The following is a 22,847-nucleotide window of genomic DNA, read 5'->3' as shown; positions in this document are numbered from 1 at the left end:
AGCTGCCTATTCGGCGGCCACGGCCTCCGCCGCCTCGACCCTAACTGCCGAGAATTTGAACTCGGGGATTTTCCCATAGGGGTCCACCGCCGGATTGGTCAGGATGTTCGCCGCCGCCTCGACATAGGCAAAGGGCAGGAACACCATATCCGGGGCAACGGCACGATCCTCGCGGGCCATCACCGTGATGCTGCCCCGCTTGGTGGTCAGCCGCACGTGCCCGCCCGCAGCCACGCCCAGCTTGCGCAAGGTGGACGGATGCAGCGAACAGTTTGCCTCGGGTTCGATCCCGTCCAGAACCGTGGCGCGGCGGGTCATCGACCCGGTGTGCCAATGCTCCAACTGCCGCCCCGTGGTCAGGATCATCGGATATTCCGCATCCGGCACATCATCGGGCGCGATCACCGCCGCAGGGGTGAATTTCGCCCGCCCGTCCGCTCGCGGGAACCCGTCGCCAAAGACGATGGCCTGCCCCGGATCCGTCGGAGACAGCGACGGATAGGTCACGACATTCTGCGCCTCAAGCCGGTCCCATGTGATGTTGGCCAGCGACGGCATGTTCAGCGCCATCTCTGCAAAAACTTCAGCCGGTCCGGTATAGGTCCAGCCCAGTCCCAGCCGCTTGGCCAGCTCGACCTCGACCCACCAGTCCTCGCGCGCCTCGCCCGGAGGCGTCACCGCCGCGCGGCCCATCTGCACCTGACGGTTGGTGTTGGTCACGGTGCCCGATTTCTCGGCAAAGGCGGATGCGGGCAGGATCACGTCGGCATAGTTCGCGGTTTCGGTGATGAAAATATCCTGCACCACCAGATGGTCCAGCTTGGCCAGCGCGTCGCGGGCGTGTTCCACGTCGGGGTCGGACATGGCGGGGTTTTCGCCCAGCACATACATCGCCTTGATGTCGCCCGCGTGCACCGCATCCATGATCTCGGTCACGGTCAGTCCCTTTTCGCCGGAAAAGTCTTCGGTGCCCCAAACCTCGGTGAACGCACGGCGCACGCCTTCGTCGGTCACGTCCTGATAGTCGGGCAGGAACATCGGGATCAGCCCGGCATCCGACGCGCCCTGCACGTTGTTCTGTCCGCGCAGCGGGTGCAGACCCGAACCGGGCCGCCCCACCTGTCCCGTCATCAGCGCCAGCGAGATCAGGCAGCGGCTGTTGTCGGTCCCGTGGATGTGTTGCGACACCCCCATGCCCCAGAAGATCATCGCGGCCTTGGCCCCGGCAAAGGTCCGCGCCACATCACGCAGCACTTCGGCGTCGATGCCGCACATCGGCGCCATCTTCTCGGGGCTGAAATCTTTCAGGTGCGCCTTTTCGGCCTCCCAGTTCTCGGTATAGGCGTCAATATATTGCTGGTCGTACAGCCCTTCCTCGACAATCGTATGCATGATCGCGTTCAGCATCGACACATCGGAACCGGGGCGGAATTGCAGCATATGGCTGGCGAAACGCCGCAGCCCGACTCCGCGCGGGTCCATCACGATCAGCTTGCCGCCGCGTTTGGTGAACTGTTTGAAATAGGTCGCCGCAACGGGGTGGTTTTCAATCGGGTTGGCCCCGATCACGATGGCCACATCGGCGTTTTCGATCTCGTTGAACGTGGCCGTTACAGCCCCCGAACCCACGTTCTCCATCAGCGCCGCCACCGACGACGCGTGGCACAGCCGCGTGCAATGATCGACGTTGTTGTGGCCAAAACCCTGACGGATCATCTTCTGGAACAGGTAGGCCTCTTCATTGGTGCATTTCGCACTGCCGAAACCGGCCACTTCGCGGCCCCGCCCCTTCATGCCGGCGGCGGCAAAATCCAGCGCCTCGTCCCATGAGGCCTCGCGGAAATGGGTCTGCCAGTTGGCGGGGTCCACGTTCAGCCCCTTGGCAGGCGCATCGTCGCGGCGGATCAGCGGTTTGGTCAGGCGGTGGTCGTGGTGGATATAGTCAAAGCCAAAACGGCCCTTGACGCACAGGCGGCCTTCGTTCGCGGGGCCGTTGATGCCCTCGACGTATTTCACCTTGCCGTCCTTGACCTTCAGGCTGATCTGGCAGCCGACGCCGCAGAAGGGGCAAATGCTGTCAACTTCGGAATCAAAGTCGGCACTGTCGCCCACCTGATCCGCATCCACCACGCTTGCGGGCATCAGGGCCCCCGTCGGACAGGCCTGCACGCATTCGCCGCAGGCCACACAGGTGCTGTCGCCCATCGGGTCGGCCATGTCAAAAACGGGATAGGCATCATGCCCGCGCCCCGCCATGCCGATCACGTCGTTCACCTGCACTTCACGGCACGCGCGCACGCACAGCCCGCATTGAATACAGGCATCCAGGTTCACGCGCATCGCGACATGGCTGTCGTCCAGCAGGGGAATGCGGCCCTCTTCCAGCTTCGGGAAACGGCTTTCGCTGACACCGTTCAGCGCGGCCATGTCCCACAAGTGAGCGGACTTGTCGTGGGCGACGTCCTGGGCGGGCTGGTCGGTCACCAGCATCTCGACCACCATCTTGCGCGCGGTTTCGGCGCGGGCCGAATTGGTGGTGACAACCATGCCCTCGCTGGGTTCGCGGATGCAGGATGCCGCCAGAGTCCGTTCGCCCTCGATTTCCACCATGCAGGCACGACAGTTGCCGTCGGGGCGATAGCCGGGGGCCGGTTTGTGGCACAAATGCGGGATCACAAGACCGCGGCCATGGGCCACTTCCCAGATGGTCAGACCGGCCTCGGCTTCAACCTCTTGGCCATCCAGCACAAACTTTACTACGTCCGACATCGCTCTTGCCTCCCAAAACGTTCTTCCTTTTAGCAAAGGCTGCGCCCGAACGGGACTCCCATTCCCGACCCCCGAACCCGAATTTGCGCCACTGGTGTTTCCGATTGTGGGCGCGACGTTCACTTGCGCACGAAAAACCCCGTTGCCAGCAGCCCAAGTGCGGCCAGCGGCAGACAGGCGATATAGACCCATTCGGCCACCTGAATGGCGCTTGGCCCCGTGGTCATCGTCAGAATGCCCGCCGCATTCGCCACCAACCCGACAAAAACCGCGCCCAAAGCGTAGCCCAGACGCTGAACTGTCGGGATCGCACCTGCGATGCGCTGCACGTCAGCGGGCTGGGCCAGCGCCTCGGTCCGCCGCAGCACAAAGGTCCACGCCATGCCAAAGCCGCCGCCTTCGATCAACGCTATCAGGGCGATCAGCCACACCGGCCCGTGGGGTACGGCGTACAGAAACGCGGGCACACTGGCCGCCACCAGCCCCATGCCCAGCGCAATCATCAGACGGTCGGTCCGTTCCGACAAGCCGCTGGCAAGGATCGCCGTCAGGGTCCAACCGACCGAGCCGCAACTGACGACATAGCCCACGGTCAGCGCGGGCGCGTCATGGATTGCCGTAATCAGCAAGGGGCCAAAGGCCGCAATGGCGATGGTGGCCATCGACAGGGTGACGATCATCACCAGCGCCGCCCCGATAGGGGTGCGCAGATCAAAGGGGCGCTGCGGCAGCATCCGGCTGTCGCCCGCCCGCGCATCCAGGTGCACGAACATCGCCAAAGCGGCCAGCCCGCACAAGATCAACAGGCCGCTGCGCACAGGCGCAATATTCACACCGCTTGCCGCGATCAGAAGGATCGCAAGGCACAGCAAGACCAACCGGCGGAAGGGGAACACATTGCCCGTGTCCTGCTGCGATGCCGGTGCCCCCTGCGGGCGCAGGAAAATCCACAAACCCAGACCAAAAGCCACCGCGCCAAAGCAGGCAAAACCCCAGCGCCATGTGGCATAGGCAACAAAAACCCCGCCGATAAGCGGCCCTAAAAAGGCGGAAATACCCCAGATGGTCGACACCACCGCCAGCGCCCGTGCCGCGTAGCGTCGGGGGAACAGCACGCCGATGGCGATAAAACACATCGCCACCAATCCGCCGCCACCCAGCCCTTGCAGCGTGCGCCCGGCCAGAAACAACGTCATCGTCGGGCTGACAGCGCTGACCAGACAGCCCAGCCCGAACACCCCCGCGGCCGCGGCCATCGGATGACGCAGCCCGATGCGCATGGTCAGGATGGCACTTGCCGCCCCCGCCACAATCGACCCCATTTCATACAGCGACACCGACAGCCCCACCAGCGCCGCGCCGTTGATGTCGGCCACAATCGACGGCAGCATGGTGGCCACGATCAGACTGTCGGCGGCGTGCAACATCACGGCAAGGCTGACCAACATCAGCGACGCGGTGTGCCCGCTGGTCAGAAATTCCCGCCATGAAACATAGGCATCCGGCGCAGATGTGGTGACTATATCGGGGGCTTGGGTCATCGTCTTCTCCTGTTGACGATACCCTTTGTATTTCCTCAACCATGGTTGAGATCAAGCACCTATTTTGCACCGCTCCTCAGGTGGAATCCATGATGATATTGCACCCGGCGTCCGGCTGCGTGGCGGGGCTTGTAGAGCATTTCAGATGTGTTGATGGCGGGGCGCTTGGCATTTCAACTGTTGCTCGTGGCAGGTGAACCCTTAAATTGAGCCTTCTTGTCATCGCCAACGGAAGCCACATTGAAACACGAAATCCTCTTTGTACGACTGTCCGAGGTCGCCCCGCACGAAATCATCGCGCACATGTCCGATCCGCGTGTTGCAGAGCACATGCCACTGCTGACATTTGAATGGGATGATGCCGCTGTGACCAAATTTGTAACGGCCAAGGAAGATTGCTGGAGACGCGATGGACTTGGGCATTGGGCTATTTTGTCAAACGGCAAATATGTCGGTTGGGGAGGCTTTCAAAAAGAGGGCGGCGAATGGGACTATGGCTTGGTCCTAAGGCCGGAAGCATTCGGGTTGGGCACGCAGATTACAAGAAAGGCAATCGCGTTCGCCATTGCGGATGAACGCATTCCTTTCGTGACTTTTCTATTGCCGCCCTCACGCAAGAACCTGAGTGCGCTTACGCGGCTTGGGGCAACATTTGTCGACGAGATCGACTATGACGGGTCAACTTTTCTCAAGTATCGGTTGGAGACCGAATGACCGCATAATCCTGCGAAAAAACACCCCGTTGCGCGCGCTGCACTTTCCACCCCTGCACCCCTCGCCTACAACGGCGGCAAAGCGCGAAAGGCTGCCCATGTCCCACATCACTCTGATCCGTCACGGTCAGGCCAATTCCGGTGCCACCGACGAGGCCTCTTATGACCGCCTGTCCCCTCTGGGCTTTCAGCAAGCCGCATGGCTTGGTGCCCATATGCGCGACACCGGGCAGCACCATGTACGGCTCTATACAGGCACATTGCGCCGCCACATCGAAACCGCCGACGCGATGGACACCGGCCTGACCGCCACCCGCGACGCGCGCCTGAACGAACTGGAATATTTCAACCTTGCCGCCGCCCTGCGCGACGAACAGGGCGTTCCGATTCCCACCGAGCAAACCGAGTTCACCGCCCATTTGCCACGGGTCTTTGCCGCATGGCAGAATGGCGAGATCATCAACGTCCCCGAGACATTCCAGCAATTCGAAACCCGCGTCAGCGCCGCCCTGAGCGAAATCGCGGCAGGTGATGGCCCGGCGCTGGTCATTACCTCGGGCGGGTTGATTTCGATGGCGATGCGTCAGCACATGGGTCTGGATATCCGCGCCATGGCCAATCTGGCGCTGGCGATCATGAACACCTCTTTGCACCGGCTGTTTCCGGTCGGGGGCACATGGTCTCCGGTGTTGTTCAACGCCGTCCCGCATCTGGAACAGCCCGACCGGCATCACGCCCAAACCCACGTTTGACCCGACCCTCGAAAGGCCACCGCATGCATCTTTATTACACCCCTGGCACCATCTCGATTGTCGTTGCGATCACGCTTGAAGAGGCGGGACTGGATTACACCACAACCAAGGTCAACTTTGCCGAAGCCGAGCAGACCAAAGCCCCCTATCTGGCCAAGAACCCCAAGGGCCGCGTGCCGACGCTGGAGGTGCAGGGCCAGCTTCTGACCGAAACCGGCGCGCTGCTGGAGTACATCGCCGCCAGCGCCCCGCAAGCGGGCCTTGTGCCGGCCGATCCGCTGGCCGCCGCGCAGATGCGCGGTGTGATGTACTATCTGGCCTCGACCATGCACATCAATCACGCCCACAAGATGCGCGGCAGCCGGTGGGCAGACCTGCAATCCAGCTTTGACGACATGACAGCCAAGGTGCCGCAAACCATGGCAGCCTCGGCGCGCTATATCGAAGATCACGCGCTGCAAGGCCCCTTTGTCATGGGCGACACGCTCAGCCTTGCCGATCCCTATCTGTTTGTCGTGTGCAACTGGCTGAAAGGCGACGGTGTCGATCCATCCGACTATCCGCGCATTTCCAGGTTCATGGCCGCAATGGAAACCCGCGCCTCGGTCAAGGCCGTGCGTGCAAACGGAATGCTGCCATGACACATCTGTGGGTCCGCGCCGAACAACGCGACAACGAGGAACGCGTGGGGCTGACGCCCGACGGGGTGCGCCAGCTGATCGCCACCGGAATCAAGGTGACAGTGGAAGACAGCCCGACGCGCTGTATGCCCATCGACGGCTTTGCCGCTGCGGGCGCTGACATTGCAACGGCCTTTAGCTGGCCCGACGCACCGCGCGATGCGATTGTCTTCGGGCTCAAGGAACTGCCCGAAGACGGCACACCACTGCCGCACCGCCACATCATGTTCGGCCACGCCTACAAGGGGCAACCCGCAGGCCTGCGCCTGTTGCAGCGCTTCCGGGCGGGGGGTGGCACGCTCTATGATCTGGAATATCTGGTCACGCCCGAAGGACGGCGCGTTGCCGCGTTCGGCTATTGGGCAGGCTATGCGGGGGCTGCCGTTGCGCTGAAATGCTGGGCGGCGCAGCAGCAGGGGGCCTTGTGCGGCCCCGTGGGCACTTACCCCTCGGCGCAGGCCCTGCGCGCCGATCTGCTGGACCAACTGGGCGACGCACCCCGCCCCAATGCGCTGGTTATCGGCGCGCTGGGACGTGTGGGCACCGGTGCTGCGGATCTGTGTGCGGCGATGGGCGTTGACGTGACCAAATGGGACATGGCCGAAACCCGATCAGGCGGCCCCTTCCCCGAAGTGTTGCAGCACGCGCTGTTCTTCAACTGCATCCTCGCGCGCCCCGGCACGCCGGTGTTTGTCCCTGCCTCGGCCAAGACCGATGCGCGCACCCTGCGGGTGATCGGAGACATCGCCTGCGACCCCGACAGCGATTTTTCCCCGATCAAGGTCTATGACCGCACCACGACCTGGGATGCCCCGGCACTGCGTGTACACGACGCGCCACCGCTGGACGTGACCGCCATCGACAACCTGCCGTCAATGCTGCCGCTGGAAAGTTCCGAAGATTACGCCGACCAATTGCTCCCGAGCCTTGCCACCCTGGGCGGACTGGACAGCGGTGTCTGGGGCCGCGCCAAGGCCACCTTCGATCACCACATGGCCAGGCTTTAACTGTGGAACGGCGCGGAGCGTGACTCAATACAACACATTTCCTGTGCCTTTTCAGTGGGCGGCATCACGCAAGATAGGCCCGAACCTCATGCATTTCTGACCTGAACCGGACCTTCACCACGACCGGTGCCAAGGTCGGCTGAGCGGACGGAGCTGCCGTTCACCAAAGCCCGGAATCAAGGTGCGTAGCACCGCCCGTCGCAACACCCTCAAACGCCAACCCCATCCACCAAAGCCCGGAATCGAGGCACGCAGTGCCGCCGGGCAGCGCCCGACCGTCCGTCACGCCAGAGGCGTGCCTGATAATATCGGCGCACCTTTGGTGCGACGGGCGGGCGCTTTCTCTCCGTATTGCAGTTCTTTAGCCACACGCCAAAGCATTGAAATTAAGTGGCCCCCGCCTGCGTAGCGATGCCCACCCGCGGTCGGGCGTTGCCCTGTGTTGTGAGGTAAATCTGGCCTCTTTTGAAACCTTCGCGGCCTCCTGCGCGAAGGTCTGGCTCCCCATCTTGAGCCCGTTGATGACGTAGGATCAGGACCCATTCATCCTGATCCTAGCTGAAAATCCGGTAGTACAGCCAGTCGGGTAGAAAATTCGCCCCGCGAAACACCAGCGAGAACAGCCAGGGAAAGCTGGTCTTGAAACGGTCGGTTTCCATGTGCTCGACCATATGCTGGGCGGCCTGTTCGGGCTGCATGATCATCGGCATACGAAAATCGTTCTTGTCGGTCAGCTGGGTCTTGATGAAACCCGGATTGCACACCTGCACCGTCACGCCGGTCTTGCGCAAATCGGCGTACATGCATTCGGCCAGCGACATGGTTGCGGCCTTGCTGGCGGTGTAACCGATAGACCCCGGCAGCCCGCGAAAGCCTGTCAGGCTTGAGGTGATGACAACATGCCCCGCGTCGCGCGCGACGAAATCGGGCACCACCTGTCCCAGCACCCGCACAAAGCCGGTAAAGTTGATGTCGGCCATTGCAACCGCCTGATCGGCATCCCACGCCTTGGCCCCGAACGGCCAGTAGACCCCCGCCAACAGCACCAGCCCGTCGATCTGCCCCACTGCTTTGGCGGCTTGTTTGACACTGTCGCTGTCCGCAATATCAACCGTCTGGATCGACGCCTTGCCCGGCAGCTCATCCGCCAGCGCACTCAGCTTGTCTTGCGAACGCGCGGACAGGATCACCTCGACCCCGCGCGCACTCAGCTTGCGCGCCAGTGCCGCGCCCAATCCGTCGCTTGCACCCACCAGCCAATAGCGTTTGCCCTGCCAATTCATGTCGTACTCCCTGTCAGTTCCCTCTGCGCCGCGCCGTCGGCGGGCCGGATGGTGGCGACCAGTTCGGCCACGCATATTCCCAGTTTGTAAAACTGCGAACGGTTGGTGATGGTTCCGCTTGGCGTCAGATACATCCAGTCGACGGCGCGCAGCACATGGCCACCCAGATCTTCGGCCAGCCTGATCCGATAGCGCATCTGAAAGGTCGGCCCGCTGGTGATGCCATGGGCCGCGCCGACCACATCATCGGCTGTGGCGCTGACACCCCCGCCGTCATGGCAGCGCAACGCCCAGGCACGCGCTTGCGTGCTGCCATCGGAATAGGTGAACAATTCGTCCATCATGCCGGTATCGCCATCCCATGTGCAATTGATCCGCGCATGAAAGCGGCTGGTGACGCGCCCAAACGGGCCATAAATCACGCCTTCGCACACCAGCGGACCGTCAAGGTGCCTGCGGAGGTCAAAGACGGGGCCGTCTGCGCCTGCATAATCGCCGGGCCGCTGCGCCGTGAACCCGCCCCACTGCCTGCGTGCCCAGACCAGTGCCAGGATCAGAAGTGTGGCGATCAGAACCGTTGTCATGCCAAGGCCCCCTTCATCGGTGTGGCCGCCAGCAAGGCCATTGCGAACAGTTTCAAACCGCAAGGCACCAGCGCATAAAGCACCGCCAGCAGCGTCAAGGCAGCGGCGGGGCTGGCCCCCGTGCTGTTGAACCCCGCCGCCTGCAAGGCGGGCAACAGGGTGACGGCGGCAAAGGCCAGCGTGAATTTTGACACGAAAGACCACAATCCAAACCCGTCCGTCGCCCCCGGCGAAATCTGCGCCATGCGCGCCGCGAAGATCGCGGGCAGCAATGTCAGATCCGCGCCCAGCGCCGCGCCGGATGCCAGACAGATCACCGCGAACCACGCCCAGTCGCCCGCGCCCAGAAACACCGCACCGCCCAGCGACAGGATCGACAGCGCCATCGCCGCCAGCAGCACGTTTTTGGGACCGTGACGTTCAGCCAGAACGCCCCAGACGGGGGCGGCACAGGCAGCGGCCAGAAAAAACAGCAACAGCAACGGCCCCGCTTTGCCGCCCGACTCAAGCCGCGCTTCGACAAAGAACAGAAACAGCGTGCTTGTCACCGCCACCGGCGCTGCATTCAGCATGGCAATCAACAAAAGCCGTCGCGCCAGTGCGTCCCGCAGCACCGCACGCAGTCCGGTCGACGCAGGCAACCCCGCGCCCGACCATTCACCACGCATCATCAGCACCGCCACCAGCGCCAGCACCGCAAACCCCGCCGCAAATCCGGCAAAGGGCGCTTGCATCCACAGCCCCAGACCCACCGGTGCGATCGACGCAACGCAGACCCCCAGCAACGCGCCCGTCTCGCGCCAGCGGGCCAGATACAAATGGCCCTGCCCCGCCAGCCGGTCAGCGCTCAGAACACCCTGGGCATAGAACACAATCGTCAGAAAGCTGAAGCCCGAGAACACCAGCGTCAGCATCACCGCGAACCACACCAGCGGCGGCCCCATAGGCGGCACGGCAAACAGGCCCAGCATCGCCAGCGCCATCACCGCAGCCGCCACTGCAACAGCCACCCCGCGCCGGTTGCGCAGACGGTCGCCCAGCCGCCCGAACAGCGGATCCTGGACCACGTCCAGCAACCGCAATCCAAACAGAACCGCGCCCAACGCCCCCAGCGAAACACCGTATTCGTCCACATAGAATTTGGGCGCATGAATATAGATCGGCAAACCCGCCGCCGCCAACAGTGCCGCAAAGACAGCAAAGGCCGGAAGTCGGGGCGCGCGGGTCATCCCCGCGACACGTCTTTTACAGGGGGGGCAGGGCGCGACCGGAATGTGGCGCGCTTGATCCACAACTTAAACGCCTGCCAGTGGATCAACGCCAGCACACGCCGCGAGCCGAACGGACGACGCAACAGCGCCCGCAGGATCGAACGGTTGCTCATCGGAACGCGCTGGCCCGTCAGCGTGGCGATCAGCCCGCCCTGACCACGGCTGTAATCAATCCAGATGCCAATCCGCTGATCCGTGATGTCAAAGCGAAACTCGTAGCCCCCCTCGACGGGCTGGAACGGCGAGACGTGGAAAATCTTGGTCGCCAGCAACCTGTCGCCGGGCAGAATCGGCCGGTGATCGGCGTGGTGAACCAAATAGCTGTGACGGTCGCCAAAGGTGTTCGACACCTCGGCGATCACCGCCAGCAGCGCGCCGTCACCACCGCGGCACAGCCAGAAGCTGACCGGATTGAACACATGCCCCAGCAGTTTCGGCTGGGCCAGCAATTCAATTCTGGCCACATTCGGCACCTGCCAGTCACGCAACACATCGCGCACCCAGGCCGCGCCGCGCCCGTCTTTGGGGGCACCACCGTGGTCTACGTCATTCAGCGCAGCCACACCGCGCCCGTTGCGGGTGAACAGCGCGGGGCCTGTCACCTCTGCCTCGGCATCCAGCAGCACATAGTCCAGCGAGTAGCGAAAGGCGTTCTCTACCGCGCCCTTGCGCCCGTGAAAGGTTTGCGCCGCGATATGGTCGATGCCCCTGCTCATTCTGCCGCCAGCACCTGCGGCTCTGCCAGCAGGGCCTGCACCACATCCACAGCCGACGACAGCCCGTCCTCGTGAAAGCCGTTCTTCATCCACGCGCCACAGAACCATGTGTTGTTGGTCCCGTTCATCCGCGCCGCCTGTTTCTGGGCGGCCAGTGCCGCCAGATCATAGACCGGATGGCGCAAGGTCACCTGATCCCAGATCAGATCCGGGTTGATGTCGCGGCGGCTGTTGAGAGTGACAAAGAACTGTTCACCCTTCAGCCAGGGTTGCAACGAATTCATCCAATAGGTCAGGTCGATGCGCTCTGACCCGGCCTCGGCATCTTCGGTGTAAACCCACGACGACCAAGTCTGGCGACGGCGCGGCATGATGCTTTCGTCAGAATGCAGCACGATGTCGTTCGGCTGATAGCTGACCGCCCCCAGCACCGACCGCTCCTGGTCCGACGGGTCGGCCAGCAGCGTCAGCGTGTCATCGGAATGGGTGGCAAAAATCACCTCGTCGAACACTTCCCAGTCGCCGCCCCATGCTTTGACATGCGCGCCGCCAGCGCTGCGGCGCACGGATTGCACCGGCGCATTCAGGCGGATGTCGATGCCCTCGCGTACCATGGCGGTTTCCAGACGGTTGACATATTCGCGGCTGCCACCTTGCACCGTATACCACTGGTGCTGGCCGGTGTGATGCAGCAAGGCATGGTTCTCGAAAAACCGGATCATCGCATGGGCCGGGAAATCCATGATTTTTTCCGTGGGCGTCGACCAGATCGCACCGGACAACGGCAGCAGGTAATAGTCGCGGAACCAGTTTCCTGTACCTAAAAGCCTGAGAAATGTACCAACTGTCATCTGCGGGTCGCCCTCGGCCAGCCGCAGGGCACGCTTGTTAAAGCGAAACACATCCCGCACCATGCCCAGAAACCGCGGGTCCAGCGCGTTGCGCCGCTGTGCAAACAGCGCGCCAAGACTGGCCAGGCCGTATTCCAGACGCCCGCCGCCGATCGAGGCTCCAAAACTCATGTTCGACGGCACGACAGGCACGTCCAGTTCGTCAAACAACCGTGTCAGGTGCGGATAGTTGGCGTAGTTGAACACGATAAACCCCGTGTCCACCGGCGTATCGCCACCCCGTCCTGCCATACGGGTGCGGGCATGGCCGCCAAGTTGTGGTTCGGATTCGAACAGCGTCACTGCGTGTTGGCTGCCCAGCATATGGGCCGCCCCCATGCCTGAAATACCTGCTCCGATAATGGCGATTTTCTTGTGGCCTTGGGCGCTTTGGGCGCCGGGGTCTTCAAAAGGCATTGTTTTCTTGCTTCCTTGGCCGTCGTTGTTCTTATGCAATACCTACGGGCCAGTTTGCATTTCGGATGCAAATGATCTCAAAAATAATATTTTGATCCAACTGGCGACCGGACCCGTAACACGGTTATGTTCGCAGGTCTTAACACCACAACGCCCGCCGTTCCGGCTGGCCTAAACTACAGCAAAACGGGGGTTCCCCCTGCGACAGGACGTTCAAACGTGAGCAAGCGTACCAAGGCCGATACACGCGCCCTGTGGGTGGACCATATGGTGCGCATTCACACGTCGAGGGACCGCGCCGCCTTTGCCGAGCTTTACGGCCACTTCGCGCCGCGGGTGAAGGGATTTTTGATCAAGTCGGGGGCCGATGCGTCTCTGGCCGAGGAATGCGCACAGGAGGTCATGGTGACCGTCTGGAACAAGGCGCACATGTTTGACGCCTCGCGGGCGTCGGTGGCGACGTGGATTTTCACGATCGCCCGAAACCGCAAGATTGACGCGCTGCGCAAGCAGCGCCGCCCCGAGCCGGAAGAGCTGACATGGGGCCCCGAAGAAGAACCGGCGCAGGCAGATGTCATTGCCATGCAGCAGGAAAGCGAAATTCTGGTTCGCGCCATTGCGGACCTGCCAGCGCGACAGCGCGCATTGATAGAACAGGCGTATTTCGGGGATCTGACCCACAGCGAAATCGCCGAACAGACCGGTCTGCCATTGGGCACGATCAAATCAAGGATACGTCTGGCGCTGGATCGACTGCGTCACACAATGAAGTAAGAGCGATGAACAAACACATCAAACACCACATCACGGACCAGATGCTGATGGGCTATTCGGCAGGCACCCTGCCCGAGGCGTTCAACATCCTCGTGGCCTCCCATATTTCGCTGTGCGACGAATGCCGCGCACAGCTGGCCAGCTTTGACAGCATCGGCGGCGCAATACTGAGCGAAGACAGCGATGCAATGGCGACGCTGGACACAGGCAGCCTTGCCGCGGTCATGGACCGGCTTGAGGATTGCCCGTCAGGCGCGACAGAGCGCGCGCCATCGACCCGCAGCAAAACCGTACCTGTCCCGCTAAGCGATTATATCGGCGATGACCTGACAGGCGTGAAATGGCGCAACATCGGCATGGGTGTGCGTCAGGCAATTCTGCCCACCTCGGCGGGTGCAACGGCGCGCCTGTTACACATTCCCGCAGGTGTCGCGATGCCTGACCACGGCCACAACGGCATTGAAATGACGATGGTTCTGCAAGGGGCGTTTCAGGACGAAGACGGCTATTTCGCGCGCGGCGATGTGGAAACGGCAGACACAAATGTGAACCACACGCCCGTGGCCGACATCCACGAAGACTGCATCTGTCTGGCCGTCACCGATGCGCCCTTGCGGTTCAAGGGTCTGTTGTTGAAGATCGCACAGCGGTTCATTCGAATCTGATCCACCCAAGGCAGCGCCTTATTGCGCGGCGCTGCCGACTGTCATGCGACAGAGGATCAATCCTATTTCTTCTTCGCCGCGGCAGCCGCCTTCATACGCGCCAGCAAGGCCGCCTTGTCGGTGCCCTTGCCAAAGGGATTCTTGTCGCTGCCCTTGGCGTTGTGTTCGCTGTGACGGGGCGCGTTCTTGCCAACCTTGGCATTGCCTGACTTCTTGTAATCCACGGGGGTCGCCTTTCTCGGCTGGGGGATGGCTGCCTATGGCGCAAACCGTGGTGCTTCACAAGCCTGCGTTCATGTCTCGGGTGTGGTCAGCGGCACGACCGTGCCGGGGGCCTCGTCGATTTCCTCGAAATCAAAGTTGTCCAGCCGCGCCGCCCGCTTGCCAGCCCGTTCGGCGGCGGTGCTGATCCCGTCCAGATCCTTGCGAGCCTGACCAAAGTGCAGGTTCAGCTTGTCCACCCGTTCCACCACGATTTCCACGTCGCGGTGCAACTGGCGCAGCGTCGTGCGGATGGCCCCCGCCTGCTCGCGCATCCGCGCGTCTTTCAGGATCGCGCGCATGGTGTTCAGCGTGGCCATGCAGGTGGTGGGCGACACGATCCACACCCGCGCATCGAACCCGGCCCGCACCAGTTCGGGAAAATTCGCGTGCAATTCGGCATAGACAGCCTCGGAGGGCAGGAACATCAGCGCACCGTCAGCGGTTTCACCTTCGAGGATATACTTGGTGGAAATATCGTTGATGTGCTTCCTGACCGCGACACGCATCGCCTTGGCCGCCTCGTTCAGATCCCACTCGGTCTTGGCCTTGCGCAGCGCCTCGTAAGCTTCCAGCGGGAATTTGCTGTCGATGACGATGGGGCCGGGCGGGTTCGGCAGGTGGATCAGACAATCGGCCCGCCGCCCGTTCGAAAGCGTCGCCTGCATCTGGTAGCTGTCACGCGGCAGCGCCTTGCTGACGATGTCGGTCAGCTGGATTTCGCCAAACGCGCCACGCGTCTGCTTGTTCGACAGGATGTCCTGCAAGGACAGCACGTCCCCCGACAGCTTGGTGATATTGTCCTGTGCCTTGTCGATCGAGGCCAGCCGCTCCTGCAACTGCGTCAGGCTGGTGGTGGTCTGTTTCGACGAGCCGTGCAGCGTCTCGCGCATCCGCTCCTGCATCTCGGTCAGCGCACGTTGGCTGCGCATGGCGTTGTCGGCCAACCGGTCTTGCATCTGTTGCTGCACATGGGCCAGCCGCGCCTCGACGGTCTGGATCATCTGGGCCTGGGCGTGTGCCTGCGTGTCGCTGACGGTCTGCAAACCACCCTGCAGCTGCGCCTGCCCCATGCCCAGCTGATGCACGTTCTGCCCCAACACCTGCATTTGCTGCGACAGCGGCATCGCCATCCGCGCAGAACGCCCCGCCGCGCGCACCGTGGCGATCAGCAGCACCACGATCAGCAGCAACAACAGCCCCGCCCCCGCAGCGGCCAACACCAGCGGATCGCTCAGCGCATAGGACTGCCCCGCAATCTCGATCATGTGCGCCCGAACAGCCGTTCGATATCGGCCAGCTTCAGCTCCACATAGGTCGGCCGCCCGTGGTTGCACTGCCCCGAATGCGGCGTTGCCTCCATTTCGCGCAGCAGAGCGTTCATCTCTTCGGCGCGCATCCAGCGCCCCGAGCGGATCGACCCGTGACAGGCCACGCGGCTCAGGATCGCCTCGATCCGCGCCTGCACGGTCTGGCTGCTGCCCATGTCGTCCAGTTCGTCCAGAATATCCTTGATCATCGCTTCGGCGTTGACCTCGCCCAGAATGGCCGGGGTTTCCCGCACGGCAATCGCACCGCCGCCAAAGGCTTCGATGCCCAGCCCCAGCCGTGCCAGATCGTCGGCCAACTCCAGCAAACGGGCGCAATCGCCATTGCTCAGCTCGACAATCTCGGGGATCAGCAGCGCCTGCGCCGCGACACCATTCTCGGCCATCTGGCGTTTCAGCTTTTCATAGACCAGCCGTTCATGCGCCGCATGCTGGTCGACAATCACCATGCCCGTGGCGGTCTGCGCGATGATGTAATTCTCGTGCACCTGCCCCCGCGCGGTGCCCAGCGGCAAGTCTTGCGGATCGCTTTCGGCCACGGGTTCGGGCGCGGCCACCTGCCCGCTGTAGTCCCGCGCCATCTCGGCAAAGCCGGTGGTCTGCTGCGGTGTCTGATATGGGGCTGCCCGCAACCCAAGGCTGGGCCGGTCCATCTGATAAACGCGCGGCGCACCCGCGTCGACGCTTGCCCCTTCAGGCCGCATCGCCTCGATCACGCCCCCCGCCACAGTGGACGACGCGCGGTGCCCCGCCCCCGCCAGCGCATGACGCAGCGCCGAGACAATCAGCCCCCGCGCCAGCGCCGGATCGCGAAAGCGCACCTCGGATTTCGCAGGGTGCACGTTCACGTCCACCAGCGTCGGGTCGCAATCCAGAAACAGCGCCGCCGCCGGATGCCGGTCACGGCTGAGGAAATCGAAATAGGCCCCGCGCAGCGCCCCCACCAACAGCTTGTCGCGCACGGGCCGCCCGTTCACGAACAGATACTGCGCCACGGCAGAACCGCGCGAATAGGTCGGCAGGGCCGCATAGCCGGTCAGGTGCAAGCCCTCCCGCTCGGCATCAATCGCCAGTGAATTGTCCGCAAACTCGCGCCCCAGCACCGTCGCCAGCCGCCCGTGCAACGCATCGAACATATCGCCGGTTTGCGCCTCGGCCACGAACACCGTGCGCGGGCTGTCGTTGCTGATGTCGCGCAACTCGAACCGCACAAAGGGCTCGGCCATCGCCAGCCGCTTGATGATGTCGGTGATCGCCTGCGCCTCGGCGCGGTCGGTGCGCATGAACTTCAGCCGCGCAGGCGTGGCATAGAACAGATCGCCCAGCGTCACCACCGTGCCCGCATTCAGCGCCACGGGCCGCACCTTGCCCATTGCGCCGCCTTCCACCTTGATCTGGAACGCCTCGGCCCCCGGCACGCGGCTGGCAATACTCAGCCGACCCACCGCCCCCAGACTGGGCAACGCCTCGCCGCGAAAGCCGAATGTGTGGATGTTCAACAGGTCCGATCCGTCGATTTTCGACGTGGCATGACGGCTCAGCGCCAGCGCCAGATCGTGCCCGGCAATCCCGCAACCGTCATCGGTCACACGGATCAGCGTCTTGCCGCCATCGGCAATGTCGATGGTTACCCGCCGCGCGCCCGCATCCAGCGCGTTTTCCACCAGTTCCTTGACCGCCGAGGCAGGGCGTTCAACAACCTCGCCCGCCGCAATGCGGTTGATCGCGCCCTCGTCCAGTTGCCGGATCACCGGGCGTGAATCGTTGATATTGTTGTCTGCTGTGGCCATGCCGCCATATCTAGCATGGCCGCGCCCGATTCTGAAAGCGTGAAGCCTGAGTTATCCACTGCCCTTTTCCAGGCCCCACCCTGTCAAAAAGGGGCAAGCCGCCCGCTGCGCCCTGCCCCTTCTCTGGTCCTAAAAATCCACCGCGAAGGGCCGACTTACGGAACGCTGTCAGATCTCCTCAGGCAGAACCAGATTCAGCACAACCGCCACCAGCGCCGTCGGCGCCACCGCACTTGTGGCCAGCGTCAGCACCACGCCGGGCAGATATTGCACCGCCGTCGGCACCAGGTTCAGACCCAAGCCCGCCGTCAGCGACACAGCAATAATCACCATGTTGCGGCGGTTCATCCTGACCTCGGTCAGCACGTTCAGACCGGCCGCCGCCACCATGCCGAACATCACGATCACCCCGCCGCCCAGCACCGGCAACGGCATCGACGCGATCACCGCGCCGATCTTGGGCAGCAGCCCGCAGACGATCAGCACCAGCCCGCCAATGGTCACCACATGGCGCGACATCACACCGGTCATGCCGACGATGCCCACGTTCTGGCTGAACGATGTGTTGGGCAGCCCGCCAAACACAGCCGCCACCGCCGTGCCCAGCCCGTCGGCATATGTGGCACCGGCAATCTCGTCATCCGTCGCATCGCGCCCCGCGCCCGCCTTGGTGGTGGCCGAGGTGTCACCCACAGTCTCAATCGCAGAGACCACACAAACCAGCGTCACCGCGATCACGGCACCCAGATTGAACTCGAACCCGAAAGGCATCGGCGTGATGCCGGTGATCCACGCTGCCCTGCCCACAGCGGCAAAGTTGACCATCCCCAGAACAAAGGCCAGCACATAGCCCGCAAGCAACCCGATCAGGATGCCCGAGTTGCCAAGCGACCCCTTGGCAAAGAACTTGAACGCCAGCGCCACCACAACCACGGTCAGCGCCACGGCCCAGTGTTTCAGCGAACCAAAGCTTTCCGCCGCCATCTGGAAATCCGCCGCGCCGCCTGCGGCGTATTTGATCGCGGTCGGGATCAGGTACAGACCAATCGCCAGAATGACCAACCCCGTGACCAGCGGCGGGAACAGCCAGCGCAGTTTTTTGATGAACGCCCCCAGACAGAAATGCAGAATCCCCCCAATCAGGCAGGCGCTTAGTGCCACGCCCATCCCTTGCGTCGCGGCAACACCAGCCAGCACACCCACAAAGGCAAAGCTGGTGCCCTGCATGATCGGCAACCGCGCGCCCACAGGGCCAAAGCCGATGGTCTGGAACAGCGTCGCAATCCCTGCAAACAGCATCGCCATCTGGATCAGATAGACCTGCTCGGCCCCGCCAAAGGCCAGCCCCGCCGCCCCTGCGACGATAATCGACGGTGTGACGTTCGACGCAAACATCGCCAGAACGTGTTGCAACCCCAGCGCAATCGCCTGCGGCATCGGGGGTGTTTCGTTGGGGTCCGCATAGGCACCCGGTGCAATATCAGTCATAAGCTGTTGTCCCTCATTGGTTCCAAGACCGTCTTCCTGCGGCTCTCGAAAACTATGCAGCCGGGGATCATCACCCATCAAGCAAAACCTCTTGCAGACAGACGCCACTGACGAACCTGCCAGCAAATCGGGCGCCCGGGGTCTGGACTCGCGGGGCGGGAAACCCTTTGCGCCCGCGGCGCGGCTGTGGTCAGTTGGAGCAACGTCGGGAGAGAACGCTATGGCCTCGGGATATTTGACAACGCATGTACTGGACACCAGCACCGGCCAGCCCGCCGCCGGCCTGTCGATCACGCTCTATCGTTATGACGCAACGGCCAAGGTCAAAGTGTCCCACATGGTCACCAACGCCGACGGCCGCACCGACAGCCCGATTCTGCCCGCCGAAGGCTTTCGCGAAGGCCAATACGAGCTGGAATTCGAAGCAGGCACCTATTTCGACACCATCGGCGTGCCCCCCGAAAGCCCACGGTTCCTGAACCGCATCCCGATCCGCTTTGGCATCTCGGACATCGACGCACACTACCACGTTCCGCTGCTGCTTTCGCCCTTCGGCTATTCCACCTATCGCGGCAGCTAAACCGCTTCATCTTGCCGGATAAACTCCAGGGGAGGCGCGCAGCGCCGGGGGCAGAGCCCCAACCGCACCTGCGCCAAAACCGGTCGTTCAGTCAAAAGAGATCACAAAAGCTGCCCCGTCGGCCGTCGCCTGATCGTCCAGCGCAATCCGTGCGCCATGTGCGGACAGCAAGGTTTGCACGATGGTCAGCCCCATGCCCGTGCCGCCCGCGTCGCGACGGGTGGTAAAGAACGGATCGAAAATGCGCGCGGCGTTGCCCGTGCCGATTCCCGTTCCGTCGTCTGCGACACGCAGCGCCTGCCCCTGCCATTCCAGCACCAGCCGCGCGGCCCCGTGCGCCGCGGCGTTCTGCGCCAGCTGGTCAATCACCACGGTCAGATCGGCCAAAGACAGCGGCACGCTGCCTTCCCGCTCGACCACAATCTGCACATGTCCAACCGATGCGGGCAAAGCCGACAGATGCGTCTGCCCCGGCCCACTGCTTTGACTGGCTGCCGCGTGTCGCTGCAACTGCGTCAACAATGTCTGCATCCGCGCCGCCGAAGCTTCGATGGTCTCGACCAGCTTGGCCTGATCCTGTGCGGGCAGGTCCGATTGCAGCAGCTCTGCCGCACCGCGCAGGCTGGTCAGGGGGGATTTCAGCTCGTGCGTGACATGGTCGGCATAGGCGCGCAGGCTGGCCGCGCGCGATTGCAGCGTGTCACCCATGGCAATCACACTGGCCCCCAGCGCGCCGAATTCGGGCGTGCCGAAATGCGTGGGCGGGGTGGCGTCGCTGCGCCCTTCGCGCACCGCGCGTGCATAGGCGGTCAGCCGCGCCACGGGCCGCAGCACCAGCCGCCACAGCAAGAACGCCAACACACCCGTCGACACAACCGCCATCCAGAAGATCAGCCAGCCGGTCTCGCCCCAGCCCAGAATATTGCCCGCCAGCCGGAACCACACGATCCCGATCAGCGGCAGACACAGAACCGCCGCCAGCGTCCCGCCGATGACAAAGGCCAGCGGCGGACGCCACTTTGCCTTTATCCGCGACATGGGCCCATCCGCACGCCAACGCCATGCACCGTCTCGACGGCATCGGCACAGCCTGCTTCGGACAGCTTGGACCGCAGATTGCGCAGGTGGCTGTCCACGGTCCGGTCGCTGACATGGATGTTGGCCCCATACATCGCATCGGTCAGCGCGGGCCGCGAGGCGACCTGCTCGGGCCTTTGCATCAGGTGGTCCAGCAGCGCCATCTCGCGGTTGGTCAGCGCCAGCGGCACGCCGGCAACGGCGCAGTGGTGGCGGGCCGCGTCCACCTCCAGAACACCCCGCGTGCGTGTCGTCCCCTGTTGCACAACGCTGCTGCGGCGCAGGATGGCACGCACGCGGGCCACCAGTTCGCGGGGCGAGAACGGCTTGGTCACATAATCATCGCCACCCAGTTCAAAGGCCAGCACGCGGTCGATCTCGTCCTCGCGCGCGGTCAGGAACAGCACCGGCGTCTGATCCGTGGTGCGCAGTTCGCGGCACATTGCCAGCCCGTCCATCTCGGGCAGGCCGATGTCCAGCACGATCAGGTCAAACCGCCCGGTGCGCCCCTTGGCCAGCCCTTCGGCCCCGTCGCCTGCAGCCTCGGTGCGGAAGCCGGCCTGTTCCAGCGCGATGCGCAGCACATCGCGGATTTGCGCGTCATCATCGACAATCAGAATGGTCTGGGCGCTCATTGGGTCATCTGCCTTGCTTCAATGGCCTGCAAGCTACGGCGCAGCCGCGCGTTGCGAAAGCCCCATTCCCGCCAGTCCGCAGGTTCGAACAGCTCCGGCCCGATGCCCGGCTGCAGCATCGGACACAAGGGATACCCTGTTTTTGCCTCGTGTCTGGTGACGGCGGGCAAGGCCCCTTCACCCAGGTAGCGGCAGATGTACCAGGAATCCTTTACCACCTCTTGCGTCAGATTGTGGCGCGCGATGATCCCGTCAAAGTTGATGAAAGCACAGACATAGATGGTCACCACGCCAATGCCGCCCGAACGCAGCAGCATCCAGCCGTTGTGCTTGCGCGCCGCCACCTGCCAGACCACCACGCCCAGCCCTGCGGCCACCATGCCCATCCAGACAAAGGCTGCCAGCCGCAGCCGCGTCAGCCCGTAGACATCCACATAGGTGTCCAGCCGCACCACCGAGGCCAGCACCAACGCCAGCGTCTGCGCCAGCCACGCCAGCAGCAACACCCGCAACAGCGGCTTCTCCTCGGCAAAGGGACGCGCCAGCACCGCAAACAACCCCGCCAGCAGCGCCGTCACCAGCAACGGATAAGCGCCGCGATGGGCATATGTCGCATGGCTCATCCCCTCGGGCAGGCCCGCGTCACCATACAGCATGACGATATCCATCACCGTCTGCACCGCGAACATCGCGTTGAACAGCACCAGCGACCGCGCGACCGAACCTGCGTTGATCACACCGACACGCCGCACCGTCTGACGCGCGGGGGCGGGCATCAGCCTGCTGTGCAGGCGCGCAGTCACCAGACAGGGCCAGATCAGCAGCGCCATCAATCCCCAGAACATCCCGCGCCACAGGTTCACCTCGGGCAGGCGCAGATCGTTCAGGCTTTGCGACCAGCGATCCAGAACCGGATTCGCTTCCAGCAGCAGCAAGGCAAAGACACCGCCCAAGATCACCGGCACCGCCCAGGCCTTGACCAGTCGCTCCAGATCCCAGCCAGACGGCTTTACCGACACCATTTGCCGCGCGGCCTGCGCCCCGTCGCGCACCGCGGCCACGGGACCGACCCACCACAACCGCAGCGCACTGCGGATCACCGCGGCACGCCTGATCCCCGCGACAAAGACCACAACCAGCGACAGGCCGACCATGCTGATCACCACCGACAGCGGCTGCACCAGCTCGACCAGCGGCAGCACCGCCAACGCCACGCCACCGCCTGCCTGCGATGCGACCCGCGCAGGCACATCCGCCAGCCAAATCGCCACACCGCCCAAAATCGCACAGAACAGCGCCAGCGACACACCCGCCGACACCTGCCAGACCAGCGCATCCGACAGCGCGATCAGCGCCACCAGCAGCGCCAGCCGCACCGGCCCCGTGCGGTCGCCCTGTCGCTCGGTCCGCTTGCGTTGCGACGGCTGGTCTATCCCGCCCAGCCACCAGCCATCGTGCTGCATCGCCAGCGGCACGCCGCGCATGATTGCCGTTTTCATATCAACTGCCTCTCAAGTCATTTTTTCTGCCCCCTCAATGCCAAAGCATTCGCGCAAGCCCCGCGCTCCGTTTGTGCAGTTTTTGCGCAAAGGCTGACGCCGCGCCGCGTCTTGCGCTTGTCGCCTG

The 22,847-nt window shown here is 63.3% G+C and carries 21 protein-coding genes; 7 read left to right on the top strand and 14 right to left on the bottom strand.

The window, feature by feature from the left end; all coding sequences use genetic code 11:
* Positions 1–6 precede the first annotated feature (6 nt).
* Complete coding sequence (fdhF, locus tag DSM107133_RS01590) at positions 7–2,769, bottom strand: formate dehydrogenase subunit alpha (RefSeq protein WP_114293062.1); 2,763 nt, start codon at positions 2,767–2,769, stop codon at positions 7–9.
* A gap of 119 nt (positions 2,770–2,888) precedes the next feature.
* The gene (locus DSM107133_RS01585) at positions 2,889–4,310 is read right to left on the bottom strand and encodes an MFS transporter (protein ID WP_114293061.1); all 1,422 of its coding nucleotides are present in this window, start codon (positions 4,308–4,310) and stop codon (positions 2,889–2,891) included.
* Positions 4,311–4,550: 240 nt separating this feature from the next.
* Here DSM107133_RS01585 and DSM107133_RS01580 point away from each other — a divergent pair, with 240 nt between their 5' ends.
* The 4 genes from DSM107133_RS01580 to DSM107133_RS01565 all read left to right on the top strand — a co-directional run bounded on the left by DSM107133_RS01580 (position 4,551) and on the right by DSM107133_RS01565 (position 7,462).
* A complete protein-coding gene (locus DSM107133_RS01580) occupies positions 4,551–5,024 on the top strand; it encodes a GNAT family N-acetyltransferase (protein WP_240310484.1) in 474 nt (157 codons plus the stop codon).
* A 97-nt stretch (positions 5,025–5,121) separates the two neighbouring features.
* Positions 5,122–5,775: a histidine phosphatase family protein gene (locus tag DSM107133_RS01575; RefSeq protein WP_114293060.1), complete on the top strand. Its 654-nt coding sequence runs from the start codon at positions 5,122–5,124 to the stop codon at positions 5,773–5,775.
* A gap of 23 nt (positions 5,776–5,798) precedes the next feature.
* Positions 5,799–6,416, top strand: coding sequence for a glutathione S-transferase family protein (locus tag DSM107133_RS01570; RefSeq protein ID WP_114293059.1), 618 nt, complete (start codon positions 5,799–5,801; stop codon positions 6,414–6,416).
* Positions 6,413–7,462, top strand: coding sequence for a saccharopine dehydrogenase (locus tag DSM107133_RS01565; protein WP_114293058.1), 1,050 nt, complete (start codon positions 6,413–6,415; stop codon positions 7,460–7,462). The genes DSM107133_RS01570 and DSM107133_RS01565 overlap by 4 nt, the downstream gene beginning before the upstream one ends.
* A gap of 554 nt (positions 7,463–8,016) precedes the next feature.
* Here DSM107133_RS01565 and DSM107133_RS01560 read toward each other — a convergent pair.
* Genes DSM107133_RS01560 through DSM107133_RS01540 form a run of 5 tightly spaced genes read right to left on the bottom strand, consistent with a single transcriptional unit; the run spans position 8,017 to position 12,623 of the window.
* Complete coding sequence (locus DSM107133_RS01560; RefSeq protein WP_114293057.1) at positions 8,017–8,745, bottom strand: SDR family NAD(P)-dependent oxidoreductase; 729 nt, start codon at positions 8,743–8,745, stop codon at positions 8,017–8,019.
* Positions 8,742–9,329 carry a DUF3833 family protein gene (locus DSM107133_RS01555; protein WP_114293056.1) on the bottom strand — a complete coding sequence of 196 codons (588 nt, stop codon included), beginning with the start codon at positions 9,327–9,329 and terminating at the stop codon, positions 8,742–8,744. The genes DSM107133_RS01560 and DSM107133_RS01555 overlap by 4 nt, the downstream gene beginning before the upstream one ends.
* A complete protein-coding gene (locus DSM107133_RS01550) occupies positions 9,326–10,558 on the bottom strand; it encodes an MFS transporter (RefSeq protein ID WP_114293055.1) in 1,233 nt (410 codons plus the stop codon). The genes DSM107133_RS01555 and DSM107133_RS01550 overlap by 4 nt, the downstream gene beginning before the upstream one ends.
* On the bottom strand, positions 10,555–11,316 hold the full coding sequence (locus DSM107133_RS01545; RefSeq protein ID WP_114293054.1) for a DUF1365 domain-containing protein: 762 nt from the start codon (positions 11,314–11,316) through the stop codon (positions 10,555–10,557). Before DSM107133_RS01545 ends, DSM107133_RS01550 begins: the two co-directional genes overlap by 4 nt.
* On the bottom strand, positions 11,313–12,623 hold the full coding sequence (locus tag DSM107133_RS01540; RefSeq protein WP_114293053.1) for an FAD-dependent oxidoreductase: 1,311 nt from the start codon (positions 12,621–12,623) through the stop codon (positions 11,313–11,315). Before DSM107133_RS01540 ends, DSM107133_RS01545 begins: the two co-directional genes overlap by 4 nt.
* 267 nt (positions 12,624–12,890) lie before the next feature.
* Here DSM107133_RS01540 and DSM107133_RS01535 point away from each other — a divergent pair, with 267 nt between their 5' ends.
* Positions 12,891–13,397 carry a sigma-70 family RNA polymerase sigma factor gene (locus DSM107133_RS01535; RefSeq protein ID WP_205387798.1) on the top strand — a complete coding sequence of 169 codons (507 nt, stop codon included), beginning with the start codon at positions 12,891–12,893 and terminating at the stop codon, positions 13,395–13,397.
* Between the two features lie 5 nt (positions 13,398–13,402).
* Positions 13,403–14,062 (top strand): ChrR family anti-sigma-E factor, encoded by a 660-nt coding sequence (locus DSM107133_RS01530; protein WP_114293051.1) that lies wholly within the window; start codon positions 13,403–13,405, stop codon positions 14,060–14,062.
* Between the two features lie 62 nt (positions 14,063–14,124).
* On the opposite strand, the gene DSM107133_RS01525 is transcribed toward DSM107133_RS01530, so the two are convergent.
* The 4 genes from DSM107133_RS01525 to DSM107133_RS01510 form a co-directional block, all read right to left on the bottom strand.
* Positions 14,125–14,286, bottom strand: coding sequence for a hypothetical protein (locus tag DSM107133_RS01525; RefSeq protein ID WP_205387793.1), 162 nt, complete (start codon positions 14,284–14,286; stop codon positions 14,125–14,127).
* A gap of 69 nt (positions 14,287–14,355) precedes the next feature.
* Positions 14,356–15,591, bottom strand: a complete 1,236-nt coding sequence (gene rmuC / locus DSM107133_RS01520) for a DNA recombination protein RmuC (RefSeq protein ID WP_114293050.1) — start codon at positions 15,589–15,591, stop codon at positions 14,356–14,358.
* Positions 15,588–17,441 carry a DNA mismatch repair endonuclease MutL gene (gene mutL / locus DSM107133_RS01515; RefSeq protein ID WP_114293049.1) on the bottom strand — a complete coding sequence of 618 codons (1,854 nt, stop codon included), beginning with the start codon at positions 17,439–17,441 and terminating at the stop codon, positions 15,588–15,590. Before mutL ends, rmuC begins: the two co-directional genes overlap by 4 nt.
* Before the next feature lie 168 nt (positions 17,442–17,609).
* Positions 17,610–18,929 carry a nucleobase:cation symporter-2 family protein gene (locus DSM107133_RS01510; RefSeq protein ID WP_114293048.1) on the bottom strand — a complete coding sequence of 440 codons (1,320 nt, stop codon included), beginning with the start codon at positions 18,927–18,929 and terminating at the stop codon, positions 17,610–17,612.
* 220 nt (positions 18,930–19,149) lie between these two features.
* Here DSM107133_RS01510 and uraH point away from each other — a divergent pair, with 220 nt between their 5' ends.
* Positions 19,150–19,509: a hydroxyisourate hydrolase gene (gene uraH, locus DSM107133_RS01505; protein WP_114293111.1), complete on the top strand. Its 360-nt coding sequence runs from the start codon at positions 19,150–19,152 to the stop codon at positions 19,507–19,509.
* An 87-nt stretch (positions 19,510–19,596) separates the two neighbouring features.
* On the opposite strand, the gene DSM107133_RS01500 is transcribed toward uraH, so the two are convergent.
* From DSM107133_RS01500 to DSM107133_RS01490, 3 genes are read right to left on the bottom strand one after another with little or no spacing between them, the layout of a single operon-like run.
* Positions 19,597–20,547 carry an ATP-binding protein gene (locus DSM107133_RS01500; protein WP_114293047.1) on the bottom strand — a complete coding sequence of 317 codons (951 nt, stop codon included), beginning with the start codon at positions 20,545–20,547 and terminating at the stop codon, positions 19,597–19,599.
* Positions 20,535–21,221 carry a response regulator transcription factor gene (locus DSM107133_RS01495; protein ID WP_114293046.1) on the bottom strand — a complete coding sequence of 229 codons (687 nt, stop codon included), beginning with the start codon at positions 21,219–21,221 and terminating at the stop codon, positions 20,535–20,537. The genes DSM107133_RS01500 and DSM107133_RS01495 overlap by 13 nt, the downstream gene beginning before the upstream one ends.
* Complete coding sequence (locus tag DSM107133_RS01490; RefSeq protein WP_114293045.1) at positions 21,218–22,720, bottom strand: DUF4173 domain-containing protein; 1,503 nt, start codon at positions 22,718–22,720, stop codon at positions 21,218–21,220. Before DSM107133_RS01490 ends, DSM107133_RS01495 begins: the two co-directional genes overlap by 4 nt.
* Positions 22,721–22,847 lie beyond the last annotated feature (127 nt).

The organism is Pseudosulfitobacter sp. DSM 107133 (assembly GCF_022788695.1).
In the GTDB taxonomy this organism is placed as follows: domain Bacteria; phylum Pseudomonadota; class Alphaproteobacteria; order Rhodobacterales; family Rhodobacteraceae; genus Pseudosulfitobacter.
The sequence above is the reverse complement of the archived record's forward strand: the minus strand, read 5'-3'. Positions and strand labels throughout refer to the sequence as shown.